The following is a 16,789-nucleotide window of genomic DNA, read 5'->3' as shown; positions in this document are numbered from 1 at the left end:
GCCACCCGGAGGGATATTACAACCTCGCCCTCCTGTATGAGGAAACGGGTCGCCTGAAGGATGCGATCGTGTACTACAACCGGTTCGTCGAACTGGCTGCCTCCACCCGGCCGGCCCTCACCATGAAGGTGCGGGGCCATATTCAGAAATTACAAGAAAAGTCGCAAAGCTGATTCCCGGAACTGGTAAAATGCGGAGCAGAACTTCCGCCTGAGCCAGGCACCCCCGCAGGGTAAGGAGGACTCCGCTTTGAAATTGTTTGTCAAAAAGTACCTGGTTGCGGGACTGTTGATCCTGTTCCCCGTCGGCCTCACCGTATTTGTCCTGGCTTTTGTGATCAATTTGCTGGATCGCGTGATGGCACCGTGGATCTCTCTCGCCATCGTGCGCTGGAACATTCCCCTTCCAGAGGATTTTTATCTCCCGGGCCTGGGATTCTTTCTGGTCTGCCTGTTTATCTTCATCGTCGGTCTTGTGGCGACGAACTTTTTCGGCAGGAAACTGGTTGCTCTGAGCGACCGCATCCTGAACCAGACGCCGATTGTCCGCAGCATTTACACCACAATCAAGAAGGTGGTCGATTCCGTTTCCGAGGCGGACACCGGTTCGTTCGACCAGGTGGTCGTTGTGAAATACCCGCACGATGGCATGCGCATGTTCGGGCTGGTGGCCGGCCGCACGCGGGGAGAGGTGAGGGAGCATTCGGGGGATGAGGATCCCGTCAACGTGTTCGTGCCCTTGATCCCCAATGTCACCCTTGGATTTTACCTGGTTCTGCCGAGGAAGGATGTCACTCCCATGGACATCACTGTGGAGGAGGGGATGAAGTACCTGATGTCCTTCGGTCTGGCCAAAGGGGAGAAGAAAGAAAGTCCGCCTTCTCCCCATGGAAATTAGGGTGAATCAGGGTTTTTTGGGTTTGCCGGCAATTTTTTCGGTGAGGTTTTTGGCCACTTGGGTGTTCATCTTGCCGAGCACGGCGCCGGCGTCCCGGCTTTTCATCTTGGACAGAATCTGCACGGCGATGTCCTGGTCCATGTTCTCCAGCAAGGTGGCGGCTTCGGTAGCTTTCATGCTGGAATACATTTTCACCAGCGATTCCACGTTTTTCTGTATCAGGTCACGTTTGATACCGACCTGTTCCTCGCTCCGGGCAAGAGCCTCTTCAATTTTCTGAAGGTCGCTACGCACTTTCTTTTCCAGGTCTTTCAGGTTTTTTTCACGCAAGGCCAGTTCTTCTTCCCGTTTTTCCAGCTCGCGGTTTTTCTTTTCAATCATCTCAAGCATGCGGAACGTTTCCATGTTCATCTCGAGGCGGGACTTGTCCGTGCTGGGTAGATGGAGGGCGCCCTTTGTGTTGCCGGAGCCGGACTCTGATTTGGGCTGGGTGGAGTCGCCGGTCTGGGCCCCCGCCAGCGTCGTTCCGGCCAGGAGCAGGGCAGCCAGCAGGGCGGGGAGTTTTCGCAAGCGTTTCTGCGTATCGTTCATAGCTCCCTCCTGTGCCATTGGGAGGAGGAAACGTCATCGAGAAACGCGGTCTCTTTCTTTTCCGCTTCCTTCTTTTCGCGAAGTAACTGCTGTTCCTTGAGGACCTCCAGAGTGCGGCGCTTTTTCATGGTTTCTGCCAGCTCCATCCGCTTGGCTTCCATTTTGCCTGACACTTCATCGATCGTTTGGAGGTTTTGCTTCTCCTCCAACCGCCCCCCTTCAAAATAACTGTCATAAAGACCCAATGTGGAGGGGTCCAGATTCTCTGAAAATTTCCGGTTCAAGTTTTCCTTCTGTTGATTTCGGCGTTCATTCAAACGGTTCAGGGTTTCCCGGTGGGCCACCAGTTGTGCGTTGATCTCGGCGAACGCTCGTTGAACCATGTTCTCCTGGTTTTTACGGACTCGCAAAAGCCCTTCCAGCCGGAAACTCATGCGTCACCTCCCGCCGGTTCTTCCTGCAGCACGTGGTGCAATTGCGCCACGCTGTCTGAAAAGGAACGCGACTCGGTCATGCCCTGCCGAAGGTACTGGTTGAAGGCGTCGATTTTCTGAATGGCGCGATCGATTTTTGGGTTGCTTCCCTGCGCGTAGGCCCCGATGTTGATCAGCTCTTCCGCCTCGCGGTAGGTGGCGAGGATGTCCTTGAACTGCATCGATAACTGGTAATGTTCCGGTGTCACCACCTCGATCATCATGCGGCTGATGCTTTCCAGGATGTCGATCGCCGGATAATGATTGTGCGAAGACAAACGGCGCGACAGCACGATGTGACCGTCGAGAATGGCGCGGACGGCGTCGGATACCGGTTCGTTGAGATCGTCTCCCTCCACCAGCACGGTATAGAGGGCGGTGATCGACCCTGCGGCGGCGGAGGTGCCCGCACGTTCCAGAAGACGCGGCAGGAGCGAGAACACGGACGGGGTGAACCCCCGCGTGGTTGGCGGTTCACCGACGGACAGGCCGATCTCCCGCTGCGCCAGGGCAAAGCGGGTCAGCGAATCCATCATCAGCAATACGTCGTTCCCTTCGTCGCGAAAGTATTCCGCAATCGTGGTGGCCAGGTACGCGCCACGGATACGCACCAGCGGCGGCTGGTCTGAAGCGACGGCAACCACAACGGAACGTTTCATTCCTTCCGGCCCCAGGTTTTCCTCAATGAATTCTTTCACCTCGCGGCCGCGCTCACCTATGAGGCCGATGACGTTGATCTCCGCGCTGGTGTTGCGCGCGATCATTCCCAGGAGAACCGATTTGCCGACGCCGGTTCCGGCCATGATGCCCACACGCTGCCCCTTGCCGAGGGTGAGCAGGCCGTTGATAGCGCCGATACCGACATCCAGGGGCTCCGCAATACGGGTGCGGTCGAGCGGATTCACAGGTTTTCCCTGCACGGGATATTCCTTGCCCATCGGGATGGGCCCGAGACCGTCAATGGGGTTTCCGGTGCCGTCGATCACGCGGCCCAACAGGTGTTCGGAAACGTTGAAAGCGGGGGCTTCTTCCTTGGCGACGATCACGCTGCCCGGCTCGATGCCGGCCATGTCGCCCAGAGTCATCAGCAGTATTTTGTTGTCGCGGAAACCGACCACCTCCGCGTCCACGGAATTTTTGTTCTGGCGGGAATGGATGGTGCACAGTGCACCCAGGGACACCGCGGGTCCGTTGCCTTCCACGATCAATCCGGTGATGCGCACGACGCGGCCCTGCTTGCGAACCATCGACACGCTGTCGATGAAGCTGTCGTATTTTTGCAGATCGATGGTGTCGGACATGGGGTATCAGCTCCCGTTTTTGGGATAGGTCTCGTTTTCGTCACCGGAATCGCGGGGTTCTTCCGGGGGTCCTTCTTCCGGTGCGGAGGCGGACGGGTCCATTTGTTCGTTTCCCCCGGTTTCCCTTTTGTCCTCATCGGATTCCGCGGTTGCGGGTTCCGGCTGGATGGATGGTTCCGGGTAGTCCTGCAACTCTTCAGGAAGTGGGGGTGCGCGATGCAGGAGTTTGTCGATTTCCGCCTTCAGGCGATCGATGTCCGCTTCCACGCTGCCGAAGTTCGATTCCACCCGGCATCCGCCACGTGGTACGGAAGCATGGCCCTCCACCCGCACGTTGCGAATGTCGGGGAACAGGCGGTCGAGTTCGGGGGTGTAATTCTCCGCGTGTTCGCGGTCGCGCGGGTTGACTTTGATGACCAGCGTTTCGCGGTCGAGAATGGAGCCGACGGCGAGGCGGATGATGTCGCGCACGCTGTCCTCGCGGCTGGCAAGGTCGACTTCGATGATTTTTTTTGCGATGCCGACCACCATGTTCACCATCTCGCGTTCCAGCTTGGCATACATGGAACTGCGGAACTTCCCAAGCTCTTCCACGCCTTCGGTGAGCGTCTCCAGAAACGGGGTGAATTCCTTGCGCGCCGCTTCCTCGCCCGCTCTGTAGCCTTCCTCGTAACCGGTTTTGTGCCCTTCCTCCCGCGCCTGGGCCTTGACTTCCTCCGCCTTGGCCTTGATTCGTTCGAGGGCGTCGGCGAACACCTCCTGCACACTCTGTTTGGCTTTTTCGATGTTGTGTTCGTCGAAGTTGCGGGATTTTTCCAGGTCGAACTTGAAGCCCCGCGGCAGGTCGCGCCGCACTCCAAAATCCTGGAACTGGAACGGGGCGTTCCCGGAAGTGGCGGGCGCATCGGGATCCTTGCCGGACCCCTCGACGTCTTCCTTTGAACGGAATGGTTTGAACGTTTCAGACAAGTTCTTCCGCGCCTCCACCGATGGCCAGTTTGCCTTCTTCCTCCAACCGCTTGATCACCTGCACCACCTTCTGCTGGGAGCGTTCCACCTCGCTGACTTTCGTCGGGCCCAGGGCATCGAGGTCTTCCTTCAGCATGTTGGCGGCACGGTCGGACATATTGGAATAAATTTTGTCTTTCACTTCGTCGCTGGCGGTTTTGAGCGACATCAGCAGGTCCTCGGACTGCACTTCCTTGAGCACCATCTGCAGGCCGTTGTCGTCCAGCTTGAGGATGTCTTCGTAAGTGAAACGCAGGTTGCGGATTTCGTTCGCCAGATCGGGGTCGATCTCGTCCAGGTTCGACAGCAGGGAGGTTTCCGTCGCGCGGTCGAGTTCACTGATCACCGTCACGGCCGTGTCGAGGCCGCCCATCTTGCTTCCGGATATCGCGCCGGAAGTGCGGAACTCGGACTGCAGCGCTTCATCGAGATCACGGATGACCTGCGGCGACACGCGCTCCAGCGTGGCCAGGCGGTAAATGACCTCGGTGCGGAACTCTTCCTTCATTTCCTTCAGCGTGGAGCTCGCCAGGGCGGAGTCCATGTGCGCCATGACGATCGCCGCGGTCTGCGGATGCTCGTTGGACAGAAACTGCGCGATGGCCTTCGGCTCCAGCATGCGGATGGTGTCCAGTCCGCCGCCCAGGTCCTCGCCGGGCAGGGTGACGTTGTTCAGGATTTCCGTGGCCTTGTCGGCGGGCAGGGCCTGCAACAGCGTGCTCTTGAGAAAATCCAGACCGGACACACCCAGACCACCGCCGATGCCGGAGGTGATGTTGGTGAAAAACTCACGCGTGATCTGGTCGACCGTGGAGGTTTCCACGTCGCTCACAGCCGAGATGTAGTTGCCGATGCTTTGGATCTCGCGCTCGTCCATCTGCGCGAGGATCTTTGCGGCCTGTTCCTCGCCCATCGCCATGAGAAAGATGGCGGCCTTTTCGGGACCGGTCAGTTTCTGGTTGGTTTTGGGATTCATTGTGCCCATGGGTCTATGCTCCAGCGCTTCGTTCTCTCATCCATTTGCGAATCACGGACGCGGCGTAACGGGGATCGCGCCCGACCAGTTCTTCCACCGATTTGCGCATCTCGATGTTCTCCTGCGCCATCTGCGCCATGCGCCGTTCTTCTTCCTGCTTCAGGATCTCTTCGGGAGTGGGGCCTTCATCGATTTCTTCCACCACTTCCACGCTGGTGGTGATCCACCGCACCATCGGCAGGAGGACGCGCATGACAAGCAGTACCAACAGTATAGCACCGATCACGTATTCAGCGATTTTGAGGGCCAGCTCGAACTTCTGGGCCGAGACGACTTCCTCGCTCTGCAGGAACCGGGTGGATTTGTCGAACTGCACGTTTTCCAACTGGATCTGGTCGCCCCGGGCTTCGTCATAGCCGACCGCGGTGCGCACCAGTTGCAGTAATTTGGCCATCTCCTCCTGGGACCGGGCCTGGTATTCCGGCGGGTCGCCGACCATCTTGCCGTCCACCATCACGCTGACCGACAGCTTCTGGATTTCGCCCGTGGTCTCCTGCACGTGCTTGACCACCTTGTTGATTTCGTAATTGAGCGTCGATTTCTCGTTGTTGCGTTTCGAGCCCGTGCCCGTCGCCTGCTGGTTGCCGGTGCCCGGCGTCAGCGATTGCACCCCGGCGAGGCCGCCCGGCGGTGCCGCGCCGATCACCTGCTCGGTGGTGTTCTGCTCACTGCGGATCACCTGCGAGTCGGGATCGAAAATCTCTTCCGTGCGCTCGACCTTGTCGAAGTTGATCTCCGCCGCGACCTTGGCGATGACCTTGCCCGGCCCCAGCGCGTCTTCCAGCATGCTGACGATGCTCGTCTCCAGCTCCTTTTCGACGTGACGCTTGTGCTTGTAATTGGATGCGGTCAACAGGGCCGCCTCGGACACTTCCTTGCCGCCCGACAGCATGTTGCCTTCGAGATCGACCACCACCACGTCGGCCACCTGCAATCCCTCGACACTGGCGGAGACGAGATGCACGATGCCCTGCACCTGCGTTTCAGACAGGTTCTGCCCGGATTTCAGCTTCACCATCACCGACGCCTTGCCGCGCGGTTTTTCCTTGGAAAAGACGTCCGTCTTCGGCAGCACCAGGTGCACGCGGGCGTGTTCCACCGCGGAGAGCGAAGTGATGGTGCGGACCAGCTCGCCCTGGAGCGCGCGCTGGAAGTTGAGTTTCTGCACGAACTCCGTCATGCCGAGTGGTGTGTCCTCGAACAGCTCGAGTCCCACCCCCGCGCCCGTCGGCAGGCCCTGGCTGGCCAGGTCGAGCCGCACTTCATGCACGCGGTTGGAGGGGATGCGGATGTTGTGTCCCTGGTTCGACAACTCGTACGGGATGTTCTGCGTCTTGAGTTCCTCCACCACCGCCGCCGCGTCTTTCTCCGACAGGTTGGCGTACAGCAGTTGGTAGTCCGGTGCCTGCGCCCAGAACAGCATGGCGACCAACGCCGCGCCCATGCCGGCCAGCAGGCCCAGCGCCGCGACTTTCTGCACCGCCGGCAGTTCGTTGAACCGCCGTCCGAGATTTGTTAAGAATTCGAGAAACGCTTCCATGATCTTGTCCCGTCAATGGTTGTCGTTGTGTGCGTCATAAATTGAGATTCCAATATCCTCTTTTCATTCCCCTCTATCTTTGTGCCTGCGGACCCTCGTTCGCCCTCAACGCATCAGCCCGTTTGCCGCGGGCCACGCCCACCGCCTACCGGCCGAGATCGATCGCCCTCAGCGCCATGGTCTTCGCCGAGTTCATCGCCTGGATGTTGGCCTCGAACGACCGCGTGGCATTCATCAGGTTCACCATCTCTTCCATAAGGTTGATGTTCGGCATGGCCACGTAACCCTGCTCGTTGGCGTCCGGGTGTTTCGGCTGGAACACCATCTGCGGCTCACTCTGGTCCTCGACGATCTCCGCGACCTGCGCCTGGCGGATGCTGTCGAACATCTGCTGGTGCAGGGTGGCGGCGAAGTCCTCGTTCATCGGGACGGCGGACACCACCACATCCTTGCGCTTGTAGGGGCCGCCTTCCGGCGTGCGGGTGGTCTCAATGTTCGCCAGGTTGCTGGCGATGGCGTCCATGCGCTGGCGCTGGACGTTCAGCCCGGAGGCGCTGACCTGGATCGACGTCAAAAAATCCATCGTGCGAATCCTTTACAGAATAAGGGTTTCCGGCCCGCCGGCCGCCATTTGGCGGGGACGGGGAATGTTTACAGGGATTTAAAGCAAGTTTGATGCCAAACGCGCGGATTATCAACGATTTGGCCGGATTCGGCAGGTAGGGCGGAAAGGCTTTTAAAACAAAGGGTTTGGGGATACCGGGGAGGGGAGGGCACAGGCGGCCTGGGAGGAAATATGGCTTATTCTAGCCACCCGGCAAATCTTGCTGTCATCTTTTTGGCGACGGGCAAAAGATGCAGGGGAACGGCAGATAAACGCTGAACGGGCTCCGCCCGGAGGGGGATGGGGAGGAACCACAGATGAACACGGCTGGACACCGATTTAGAACAACCCCTCCCCTTTTCAAGGGGAGGGCTGGGAGGGGTTACTGATGGCCCTTCCTCTTAAGGTTTTAAAACAGGCCCGCAAAAAATTTGGTATAGTTTAAAAAATAATGAGGAGGGGACACCTCATGCCCACAGTCAAATTCACATCCCAAAACCGCATCACCCTGCCCAAAGAAGTCCGCACAGCGATGAATATCAAACCGGATGACATAATTGAAGTGATTATCTATGGAAGAATTACGACTTTGATTCCAGTGAAGGGCGAAAGGGTTTAGAGAGAAAAGCAGTTAAATTAGATAACTAGTTTTATTGCCAATTGGCAATAGCAATTTATATATATTTGTTAGTTATTACATAATTTGCTGCATAGAGCTTTGGAGGCAAATCATATTATGAGCAAATCATTGATTACTTCTTACGATGGCTTTGATCCCTTAGAAGCGTTATTGAAAAAAGGAGACAAAAAGGACGAAATTTTTCAGCTTGCTAAAAAAAGGGAAATCAAAAACATTTTAAAAAGTTATACAGGTTATTTTGATCTGTTTTCAGAAATGATCCAAAACGCTCTTGATGCTACGGAAAAAGTTTGGAGAGCAGATCAAAGTTATGAACCGGAAATTTGCATAAAAATTGATTTATTGGATCAGGTTGTATCCATTGCAGATAACGGATGTGGTATGTCGAAAGAAGAGTTTGAGTTTTGTGTTGCTCCCAACTTCTCATTTAAACGAGGTGAGTCTTTGAGGGGAAACAAGGGGGTCGGGGCCACATTTTTAGCTTACGGGTTTAATAACATTAAACTCCATACTAAAAGTAAAGGTTTTGAAACATATGTGATGTTAACGGATGGAAGAAAATGGGTTGAAAGCGAATCAAATGAGATAGGCAGGCCAAAATTCAAAAAGTTGGAAATAGGGGAACCATACTTAAACCATTCTCCAAGTGGCACTATTACAACCATAACATTATATGATGGGGAAAGGCCATCTTTGAGCTATATAAATGCTACTACGGCGAAGCAATGGTTTGATATTTTGAGGATTAGAACCCCTTTAGGGCAAGTTAATATTCAATCGCCAGAGTTTAAGCCAAACATAAAAGTAGAAGTAAAAGATTATTCTGGATCTTCAACCGCTCATCAGGCTGATCTTGCAGAATATTTTTACCCTCATGAGATTCCAAATATAAAGGCAGAGTCTATAAGTGCGCTGGACAAAACCTTAAACTCAATCCCTGGGGATTTAAAAGAGAAACATAAAAAAATACCAGATAATTACAAAAGGTTAGATGCGGTATATGAAGTCTGGGATAAAGACAATATTGTTGATCCAGAAGCACCCTTTAATTTATTGGGTGCAAAAAACAGCGCCTTAACCGAAGAAGAAAATCATTTGATTCAAAAACATCATGTTAGTGTATATGGTTTTTTTTCTAATACCGTTAAGGTGTTTGATAAGTTTAATGATGACATATTGAAGATAAGGAAAGGTTATAGAATTTTAAAGGGAGGATTACAGATCGCGTCTGATCAAATGGTTCAAGGAGATTTAATTACAATTCCTTTAACGAAATCTATTGGTTATCAGAATCAAACACACGTGATTGTGCATTTCAAGGATGGGGAGCCGGACTTGGGCAGAAAAAGTTTTCAACCGGAAAAAACGGAACTAGCACGGAAATTATCTGTTAGCGCATTTAATAAGCTTAAACAATTCAGGAGTCATTTAAAGCCAGATGAGAAAAGCGATCCTCTGCAACCTGATAAAGATAAATTTGATTGGATCAGTTTTCAACAAAAGCATTATGAGAATCACCCTTTGCCTGATCTAAGCGAAGCCAGGAATGTTAGCGTATTATCCGTGCCTCAAAAGGAACAAGACGTTGTGACTTTGTACAATCAACTTATAGGAGCCAGCGTAATTAGGGGTATTGAGCTTTTCTCGACCAGTGAGCATTTTCGATATGATTGCGTTTTTAGAGTAAACTATAAAAAGGAAAATGAAATTTATTATTCAGAAAAAAATAGCTTGGGGGTTTCAGAAGAAATAATAGAGACTCTTCCCTGGACTTCCGAGCCTAAGATTTTGGAATATAAATATGAATTTGATGCTTTATTGCGGGAATGTTCTAGTAATGAAAAATTCCACAAGCATATTGATTTGGTTGTTGCCTGGTGTTGTAAATGGGAAACATCGGAGGACGTTGAGCTTAAATCTTTGTTAATTGGAGACAGGGGAAGAGAGTCCAGAAAATATTTTGGAAGCACTCATATCGCATATTTAACTGGACAAACTCAACCAGTTTATGAGGTTCTTATTTTAGAGGATTTATTCTCTTATTTAATGAATCCGGAGCAGGAACAGTTTAATCAACAGGCAAAATACGAAGCTATTTAATTGTGTGCATTGATGAAACTCCCCTAACAGTGACCCCGTTGAAGATGGGATGTAGGGTTTTGATCACGCCTTCTCCTTATACTCAGTAAGCTTATTGCGGAGGGTGCGGATGGAGATGCCGAGTTGTTCGGCGGCTTTGGTCTTGTTGCCTTCGGTTTCTTCCAGTGTCCTCAATATCAGTTCCCGCTCCATCTCCTGGAGCGTGCCCCGGAAATTTCCCAAAGGGCTCGACCCGTTCGCGCTGGCGGGCTGGGCGGTCGCGTCGTCGTCCATGAACAGGTTGGAGGGCTGGATGGTGTCGGCGTTGCACAGTAGAACCGCGCGCTCCATGATGTTCTCGAACTCGCGCACGTTCCCCTGCCATTGATATTTCTGTAACAGTTTTTTCGTCTCATCCGCCACGCCGGTGATGGCCTTGTTGTTCCTCTGCCCGTGTTTCTTCGCGAAGTGGTCGGCCAGCACCGGGATGTCTTCCTTGCGCTCGCGCAAGGGCGGCAGTTTGAGCGGGATGACGTTCAGCCGGTAATACAGGTCCTCACGGAACTTCTGTTCGGCAATCAGCGCCTTCGGGTCGCGGTTGGTCGTGGCGATGACGCGCACGTTGACCGGGATCGGTTCCTTGCCGCCGACCTTGTCCACCTCGTGCTCCTGCAGAACGCGCAGGAGTTTCGCCTGCAGGGGCAGGGACATCTCGGTGACTTCGTCCAGCAGCAGCGTGCCGCCGTTGGCGAGCTCGAACTTGCCCTGCTTGGCGGTGATGGCGCCAGTGAACGATCCTTTCTCGTGTCCGAACAGTTCCGACTCCAGCAGTCCTTCCGGCAGGGCGGCGCAGTTGACGGCGAGGAACGGTTTGTCGGCGCGCGGACTGCACTGGTGGATGTAGCGCGCGAACAGTTCCTTGCCGGTGCCCGTCTCGCCGGAGATCAGCACCGTCGACTGGCTGTACGCCACGTTCTCCGCGAAGGTCAGCAGTTCCTGCATGGTTTTGTTCTGCGTCACGATCTGGCGCGGGTCGATGGGCTCCGCGTCGTCGCCGCTCTCGGCGGCCGCATCCGAAGGCGTCGCGCTCGCGGCGGTGTCCGTCTGCAAAGCGCGGGTGACGGTGGAGACCAGCACGTCGGCGGAGAACGGTTTCAAGAGGTAATCGAACGCGCCCTGCTTCATGCTTTCGACGGCGTTGTCGATGGTGCCGTAGGCGGTCATCATGATGACGCGCGTTTCGGGTTTGATTTCCTTGATGGCTTTCAGCAGTTCCGCGCCGGTCATCTTCGGCATCTTGACGTCGGAGATGACGAGGTCGAAGTCCTCGATCTCGACCAGGCCCAGCGCCTCCTTGCCGTTCTCGGCGGTTTTGAGGTCGTGCCCCTCGCGCTTGAGCGCGGCGGTGAGCGCGGCGCGCATGTCCGGTTCGTCGTCGACGATCAGGATGTGGCGTTTCGCTTTCATGATGCGGGCGTGTCCGAGCCGGGGAGGTTGATGGCGAAGGTGGTGCCGCGGCCGGGCTGGCTGTCCACGTCGATGGTGCCGTGGTGCGCCTTGATGATGTTGTGCGCGATGGCGAGGCCCAGGCCGGTGCCTTTTTCTTTCGTGCTGAAAAACGGGTTGAAGATGTGTTTCTGGTCCGACTGCGCGATGCCGACGCCGGTGTCGGTGATGGTGGTGCGGATGAAGTGGCGGTGGAACGTCTCACCCGCGGGCGCGTCGCCGCGTTCGGTCTTGATGGTCAGCGTGCCGCCGACGGGCATGGCCTGCACGGCGTTGCGCAGGAAGTTGAGGAACACCTGCTTGAGCAGGTGCTCGTCGGCGTTGGCGGTCATCGTTCCCGCGCCGAAATCGCACACCACATTCACGTTGTCCGGCACCTGCAACTGCGACGGGTCGGCGAGCAGGGTTTCCAGTAACGGGTTGAGGTCGCACTGACTGCGCGACGGCTCCGGCGACTTGGCGAACAGGAGCAGGCTGGAGATGGTGCGGTCCATGTTGCGTACGCCGTTGATGATGTGGTCAGCGGGCGCGCGTTTTTCCTCGTCGTCGCCGAGGTCTTTTTTGAGGAGCGATGCGAACAGCTCGATGCTGGCGAGGGGGTTGCGGATTTCGTGGGCGATGCCCGCGGCCATCTCGCCCATCGCGCGCAGGCGGTCGTTGCGTTCGGCTTCCTCTTCGAGGCGTTTGAGTTCGGTGATGTCTTCGACCAGCAGCATGGTGCCGATGCGTGTGCCCTGTGCGTCGAGCACGGGAGAGGCGGCGGTGCGCAGACGCAGGTCGCGTCCGTCGGTGGTCAGCACCGATTCCTGGAACACCGGCTGGGCGTCGGGCTGGTCGGCCGCGCGGGCGATCAGTTGCGCGAAGGGATCGACGTCGAACACCTCGCCCAGCGTTTTGCGGTGGACCGCGTTTTCCCTGAGGCCGGTGATGCGCTCGGCGGTTTTGTTGAAGGTGGTGATGCGTTGCGCGTCGTCCACCACGATGACGCCGGTGGTGAGGCTTTGCAGGATGTTGTCCAGGTAACTGCGGACCGCTTCCTTTTCCTTGAGGTTCTGTTCGAGTTCGGCGTTTTTCTTTTCCAGTTCGAGGTCGAGGGCGCGCACGTGCGCCTGCAGTTTCTCGTAGGACTCCTGCAGGTGCTGGGTGGTTTCGGTGAACGCCTGAAACGCGGCCTGAAGGGTTTCGAGATCCGGCACCTGCCGGTCCTGGGAATCATCCGTCATGGGCCACTCGAGAGGAAGTTTGCGTACGGCTTGCAAGGTCTTATTCATTATAGAAGATCACAACAGGTCTTTTAAACGATTTTCCCAGTCCATGACCTTGAGGCGGATCTCCGCCGCGTCCTGCACCAGGCTTGGTCCGTTGTCCTTCGTCTTGATCATCTCCTGCAACTCCGCCTGCGCCTGTTTCGGCTGAGACAGTTGTTCCAGGTTGTCGGCGATGAGGAAATCCGCATAGCTGCGGAGCGAGTGATCCGGGAAGCGCTTGCGTCCCGACTCCAGCATGTTGAGCGATTCCGAGTAGCGGCGCTGGAGGTGGTACACGATGCCCAGTTTGTAGTAGGTGGACTGGATGAACTCCGGCGGGTTGCGCAGGGTGCGGTCGGAGTGGTCGATCACCTTGCGGTAGGCGTTGCCCGCGCGGGTGAAATCGTCCGATTCCATCCAGATTTCCGCCAGACGGTACCAGGCCAGAGCGACGCGGCCGCTGCCGCGGGCGATGATGGATTCGTACGTCTGCACCGCCTTGTCGATGCGTTTCTGTCCGCGGTAAGCCTGCGCGAGGAGCATCATCGCATCCGGCACCTCGGGGCTGTTCGGGTAATTGTTGAGGAACGTCTTGCTGACCAGTTCCGCATCCTGGAAGCGGTTCTGGGCCAGATGGATTTCGCCGAGGTTCAGAAACAGCCGGTCAGAATACAGACCCTGCACGTCCTTCAGTTTCACCTCCTCGAAAAACTTCAACGCCTCCACGTGCATGCCGATGGCCTGGTAGGCTTCGCCAATCTGCAACTGGGTTTTCAGGTCATCGACGTCCCCGATGCCGAACGTCAGGAAATCGTTGTACGCATAGAGGATGGGCAGGTGGCCGCCCTGTTTGGAATACTGGTCGATCAGGTGGCCCATCGCGCGGTGGATGGCGCTTTTCGCGGTGCGGTAATAACGCGACGGCTTGTCGCGGTCTAGCAGGCGCTTGAATTCCTGGATGGCCTGCAGGAAGCGTTGTTCCTGGAAGAGGGCGGAGCCCCGGCTCAGCAACACTTCCGAGCGCACGTTGCGCGCTTCCGTACCCGCAAAGATGGCGTTATAGGTTTCATAAGGTTTGAAGTACGACGGGTTGTCCATCACCAGGTCCGGCGTCCAGTCCCGGGTAGCGGATGCCGATGTCCGCCATGCGGATTTTGGCGTAGAGCGCGCGCGGGCCTTCGGGGTCGATTTTCATCGACCGCTCGAACACGGAATAGGCGGCCATCCCGTTTTTCTCCAGCAGGTAGGAATCGCCGATGCGGTTGAGCGCCTCGTGCGATTTCAACGTTTCCGGTTGCAGGTTGACCAGTTGGAAATAATACTGGCGTGCCTTTCCGTATTGCTGGCGGGAAAAATACAACTCGCCGATGGTGAAATTGAGTTCCGGTTCGTTGTTCAACTCTTTCGGCCAGCGTTCGACCGCGTCCTCGAATACCTGGAGAGCCTTGTCGTATTCCTTGCGGTCGTAATACGCCTGGGCGATCTGGTACACGCTGGCGCGGGCCTTGGGGTCTGCGGCCTGGTCCTTCAGGATGACGCGGAACGCACGGTATGCCTCGTCGAGGCGGCCTTCCTTGAACATCATGCGCGCGAGGCCCAGCTTGCGAGCATCGTTGTAACGGCTGCGCGGGTTGCGCTCGATGCCCTGTTCGTAATGCGTTTTGGCTTCGAGAATGAAATCGAGATCGTCGTAAATCGTCGCCAGCTTGTACAGGGCGTGGTCGTAGAATTTGGAGTCCGGGTATTTGCGGATGGCAAACCGGTAGGCGTCGATGACGGCCTCGAAATTCGGTTCCTGTTTCTGTATGGCCAGTTTCCATTCCGCCTCCGCGACCAGGTAAGCGGCGTTGGCGGCATAGGGGCTGCCTCCAAAATTCCGGATATACCCGCGAAGCGCGACGGACGCCTCCCTGTAATTCTGTTGCTGGAACAGGTTGAGCGCGCGGGTGTATTCGTTCCACCCGTGACGGAGTTTGTCCTCGCTTTCCGTCTGAACGGTTTTCTCGATTTCATTCAACGTCAGGCCTTTGACCCGCGGCGCTTTTTGACCCTCTTTCTTGGGAGCAGGGATGAGTTCCTTTTTTGACTTGAGAATTTTGAGGGGCGCTTTTTTTGCCAGATCGAAGACGATCCGGGGCGGATTGTTTTCGGAAAAGTGAATGAACTGCGTATTGGCCTGGTGAAAATGAAGGGTGATCTTGACGATGCCTTCCAACTCGCGGGTTTCGATGCGTGTCAGGTTGACGTCTTTGAATGCCTGCGGTTTGATTCGCGGATGCAGAACCGCACCGCGCAGAAAGATTCCAATGCGTTTGTTGCCGAGATCGGGGATGACCCGGTAGTCGGCAGGACGATTGAGCAGGATGACCACCCGCGTCTTGTCCGGGTGGGGGCCCAGCTGGATGTCCTGGATTTTGATGGGACCGAACGGACTTTGTGCGTGTGCGAAATTCGCCAAAACGAAAATAAGGCACACCCCCAGCCCGAGAATCTGGCATCCGGTTTTGAATGAAGTCCTGCTCACCATATAAAAACACTCCGGTTGGCAACGCAGTTCATGAGGAGCAAAAATGATACCGAATGAATTCCATTATATCCCAGACTCCTTTAACCCATTATAATAAAAGGGAAAACTTTTGGTGTGTCGCCTGGGCGAAACAGTTGATGTCCTGTTGAAAATGGCGCGGTTGCTTGTCGTATATATGTTATCGTCAGAAAATTGACGTCAGTTGAGTGTGTTTATAGGTTTGACTTGAATTTTCTGACCGAATCTAAGATAACTTAAAGTCTATGGACCCGATCGATCAGAGCCAACTGAAAGAGACCCGGCAGGTCCTGGAACTGGTGAAAAACCAGAAAGCCATGCTGGGCGAGTCTCTGGTCAGCCTCGACCTGTTTTTATACCTTCATAAAAGCATCAGTCTCCTGCACCTGGATGACATCAAACCCGTCCTCCTGGAAAAGCTGCCGCACATCCTCGCCGTCCGTTACTTTTCGTTGTTCCTTTATAATCCGTCGCAGATGGAATTGACCCTGGCCTGCAGCAATCACCTCGACATGGAAAAACCGCTGAGCTTCAGCGTTTCCGAGTCGGGAGTCATGCAGGATGCCCTGAACCAGAAGCGGTACATCTTTGAATCGGACTTCACCACCTCAAAGTATTTCAAGGGCAGAAAAAATCCCCTGTTCAAAAACAATTTTTTCCTGTGCGTGCCCTTGATGATCGAAAACAAGATCATCGGGGTCATCAACATCAATGACAGCGACAAGGGGTTCCTGTCGGTGTCGGACATGGATTACATTCTGAACGTTTTGGAATTTGTCGCCCTGTCCGTGAGCAACGCCCTGTTGCACGAAAAGACGGAGATGCTGTCAATCACCGACGGCCTGACGCAGTTGAACGATCACCGGCAAATGCTGCACATTTTAGGCAAGGAGTTCGACCGTTCCCAGCGGTACCAGTCCTCGCTTTCCCTGTTAATGATGGACATAGATAATTTCAAAAGGATCAACGACACCTACGGGCACCAGAAGGGAGACGAGGTTCTGGTGGCATTGGCGACGGTGATGAACCGGCTGTGCCGGTCCAACGACACCGCGGCGCGGTATGGCGGGGAGGAGTTCGCGGTCATTCTGCCTGAGACGGACAAACAGGGCGCGATGGTCATTGCGGAACGCATTCGACAGGAAATGGCAAAGATCGCTTTTGATGTGGAAAACAAGGAATTTGGTGTGACGGTCAGTGGCGGTATCGCGGAGTTGAATTTGTCCACCATGGAGTCTGTTTCGGATCTGATTCACGCTGCGGACCGGGCCCTGTACAGGGCCAAGGAAGAGGGGCGGGACCGCGTTATTCTTGGAGATTGA

Annotated in this window: 16 protein-coding genes; 5 read left to right on the top strand and 11 right to left on the bottom strand. The window is 55.3% G+C overall.

Annotation, left to right across the window (positions count from 1 at the left end):
- Window positions 1–173, top strand: a 173-nt coding sequence (locus ACTRXA_RS08045; protein WP_442426694.1) for a tetratricopeptide repeat protein, incomplete at its 5' end; no start/stop codon positions are given.
- 76 nt (window positions 174–249) lie between these two features.
- The gene (locus ACTRXA_RS08040; RefSeq protein WP_442426688.1) at window positions 250–897 is read left to right on the top strand and encodes a DUF502 domain-containing protein; all 648 of its coding nucleotides are present in this window, start codon (window positions 250–252) and stop codon (window positions 895–897) included.
- A gap of 6 nt (window positions 898–903) precedes the next feature.
- Here the strand turns inward: ACTRXA_RS08040 and ACTRXA_RS08035 are convergent, their stop codons facing one another.
- The 7 genes from ACTRXA_RS08035 to flgC all read right to left on the bottom strand — a co-directional run bounded on the left by ACTRXA_RS08035 (window position 904) and on the right by flgC (window position 7,429).
- Window positions 904–1,488, bottom strand: coding sequence for a MotE family protein (locus ACTRXA_RS08035; RefSeq protein WP_442426687.1), 585 nt, complete (start codon window positions 1,486–1,488; stop codon window positions 904–906).
- Window positions 1,485–1,922, bottom strand: coding sequence for a flagellar export protein FliJ (fliJ, locus tag ACTRXA_RS08030; RefSeq protein ID WP_442426686.1), 438 nt, complete (start codon window positions 1,920–1,922; stop codon window positions 1,485–1,487). The genes ACTRXA_RS08035 and fliJ overlap by 4 nt, the downstream gene beginning before the upstream one ends.
- A complete protein-coding gene (locus ACTRXA_RS08025; RefSeq protein ID WP_442426685.1) occupies window positions 1,919–3,262 on the bottom strand; it encodes a FliI/YscN family ATPase in 1,344 nt (447 codons plus the stop codon). The genes fliJ and ACTRXA_RS08025 overlap by 4 nt, the downstream gene beginning before the upstream one ends.
- Window positions 3,263–3,268: 6 nt before the next feature.
- On the bottom strand, window positions 3,269–4,231 hold the full coding sequence (locus ACTRXA_RS08020; protein WP_442426684.1) for a FliH/SctL family protein: 963 nt from the start codon (window positions 4,229–4,231) through the stop codon (window positions 3,269–3,271).
- The gene (gene fliG, locus ACTRXA_RS08015; protein ID WP_442426683.1) at window positions 4,224–5,255 is read right to left on the bottom strand and encodes a flagellar motor switch protein FliG; all 1,032 of its coding nucleotides are present in this window, start codon (window positions 5,253–5,255) and stop codon (window positions 4,224–4,226) included. Before fliG ends, ACTRXA_RS08020 begins: the two co-directional genes overlap by 8 nt.
- Before the next feature lie 4 nt (window positions 5,256–5,259).
- A complete protein-coding gene (gene fliF, locus ACTRXA_RS08010) occupies window positions 5,260–6,846 on the bottom strand; it encodes a flagellar basal-body MS-ring/collar protein FliF (RefSeq protein WP_442426682.1) in 1,587 nt (528 codons plus the stop codon).
- Between the two features lie 145 nt (window positions 6,847–6,991).
- A complete protein-coding gene (flgC, locus tag ACTRXA_RS08005) occupies window positions 6,992–7,429 on the bottom strand; it encodes a flagellar basal body rod protein FlgC (RefSeq protein WP_442426681.1) in 438 nt (145 codons plus the stop codon).
- Window positions 7,430–7,901: 472 nt separating this feature from the next.
- Between flgC and ACTRXA_RS08000 the strand changes: the two genes are divergently transcribed.
- Window positions 7,902–8,069, top strand: a complete 168-nt coding sequence (locus ACTRXA_RS08000; RefSeq protein ID WP_442426680.1) for an AbrB/MazE/SpoVT family DNA-binding domain-containing protein — start codon at window positions 7,902–7,904, stop codon at window positions 8,067–8,069.
- A 117-nt stretch (window positions 8,070–8,186) separates the two neighbouring features.
- Window positions 8,187–10,190, top strand: coding sequence for an ATP-binding protein (locus ACTRXA_RS07995; protein ID WP_442426679.1), 2,004 nt, complete (start codon window positions 8,187–8,189; stop codon window positions 10,188–10,190).
- 63 nt (window positions 10,191–10,253) lie between these two features.
- Here ACTRXA_RS07995 and ACTRXA_RS07990 read toward each other — a convergent pair whose 3' ends face one another.
- From ACTRXA_RS07990 to ACTRXA_RS07975, 4 genes are read right to left on the bottom strand one after another with little or no spacing between them, the layout of a single operon-like run.
- Complete coding sequence (locus ACTRXA_RS07990) at window positions 10,254–11,636, bottom strand: sigma-54-dependent transcriptional regulator (RefSeq protein ID WP_442426678.1); 1,383 nt, start codon at window positions 11,634–11,636, stop codon at window positions 10,254–10,256.
- Window positions 11,633–12,898, bottom strand: coding sequence for a two-component system sensor histidine kinase NtrB (locus tag ACTRXA_RS07985; protein ID WP_442426677.1), 1,266 nt, complete (start codon window positions 12,896–12,898; stop codon window positions 11,633–11,635). The genes ACTRXA_RS07990 and ACTRXA_RS07985 overlap by 4 nt, the downstream gene beginning before the upstream one ends.
- Window positions 12,899–12,955: 57 nt before the next feature.
- Complete coding sequence (locus tag ACTRXA_RS07980) at window positions 12,956–14,020, bottom strand: tetratricopeptide repeat protein (RefSeq protein ID WP_442426676.1); 1,065 nt, start codon at window positions 14,018–14,020, stop codon at window positions 12,956–12,958.
- Window positions 13,989–15,449, bottom strand: coding sequence for a tetratricopeptide repeat protein (locus ACTRXA_RS07975; RefSeq protein WP_442426675.1), 1,461 nt, complete (start codon window positions 15,447–15,449; stop codon window positions 13,989–13,991). Before ACTRXA_RS07975 ends, ACTRXA_RS07980 begins: the two co-directional genes overlap by 32 nt.
- Before the next feature lie 263 nt (window positions 15,450–15,712).
- Between ACTRXA_RS07975 and ACTRXA_RS07970 the strand changes: the two genes are divergently transcribed.
- Complete coding sequence (locus ACTRXA_RS07970) at window positions 15,713–16,789, top strand: sensor domain-containing diguanylate cyclase (RefSeq protein ID WP_442426674.1); 1,077 nt, start codon at window positions 15,713–15,715, stop codon at window positions 16,787–16,789.

It is taken from the genome of Nitrospina sp. P1_D6, assembly GCF_052156615.1.
Classification (GTDB): Bacteria; Nitrospinota; Nitrospinia; order Nitrospinales; family Nitrospinaceae; genus Nitrospina.
Note: the sequence above shows the minus strand (reverse complement) of the source record. Positions and strands in the feature narration are given on the sequence as shown.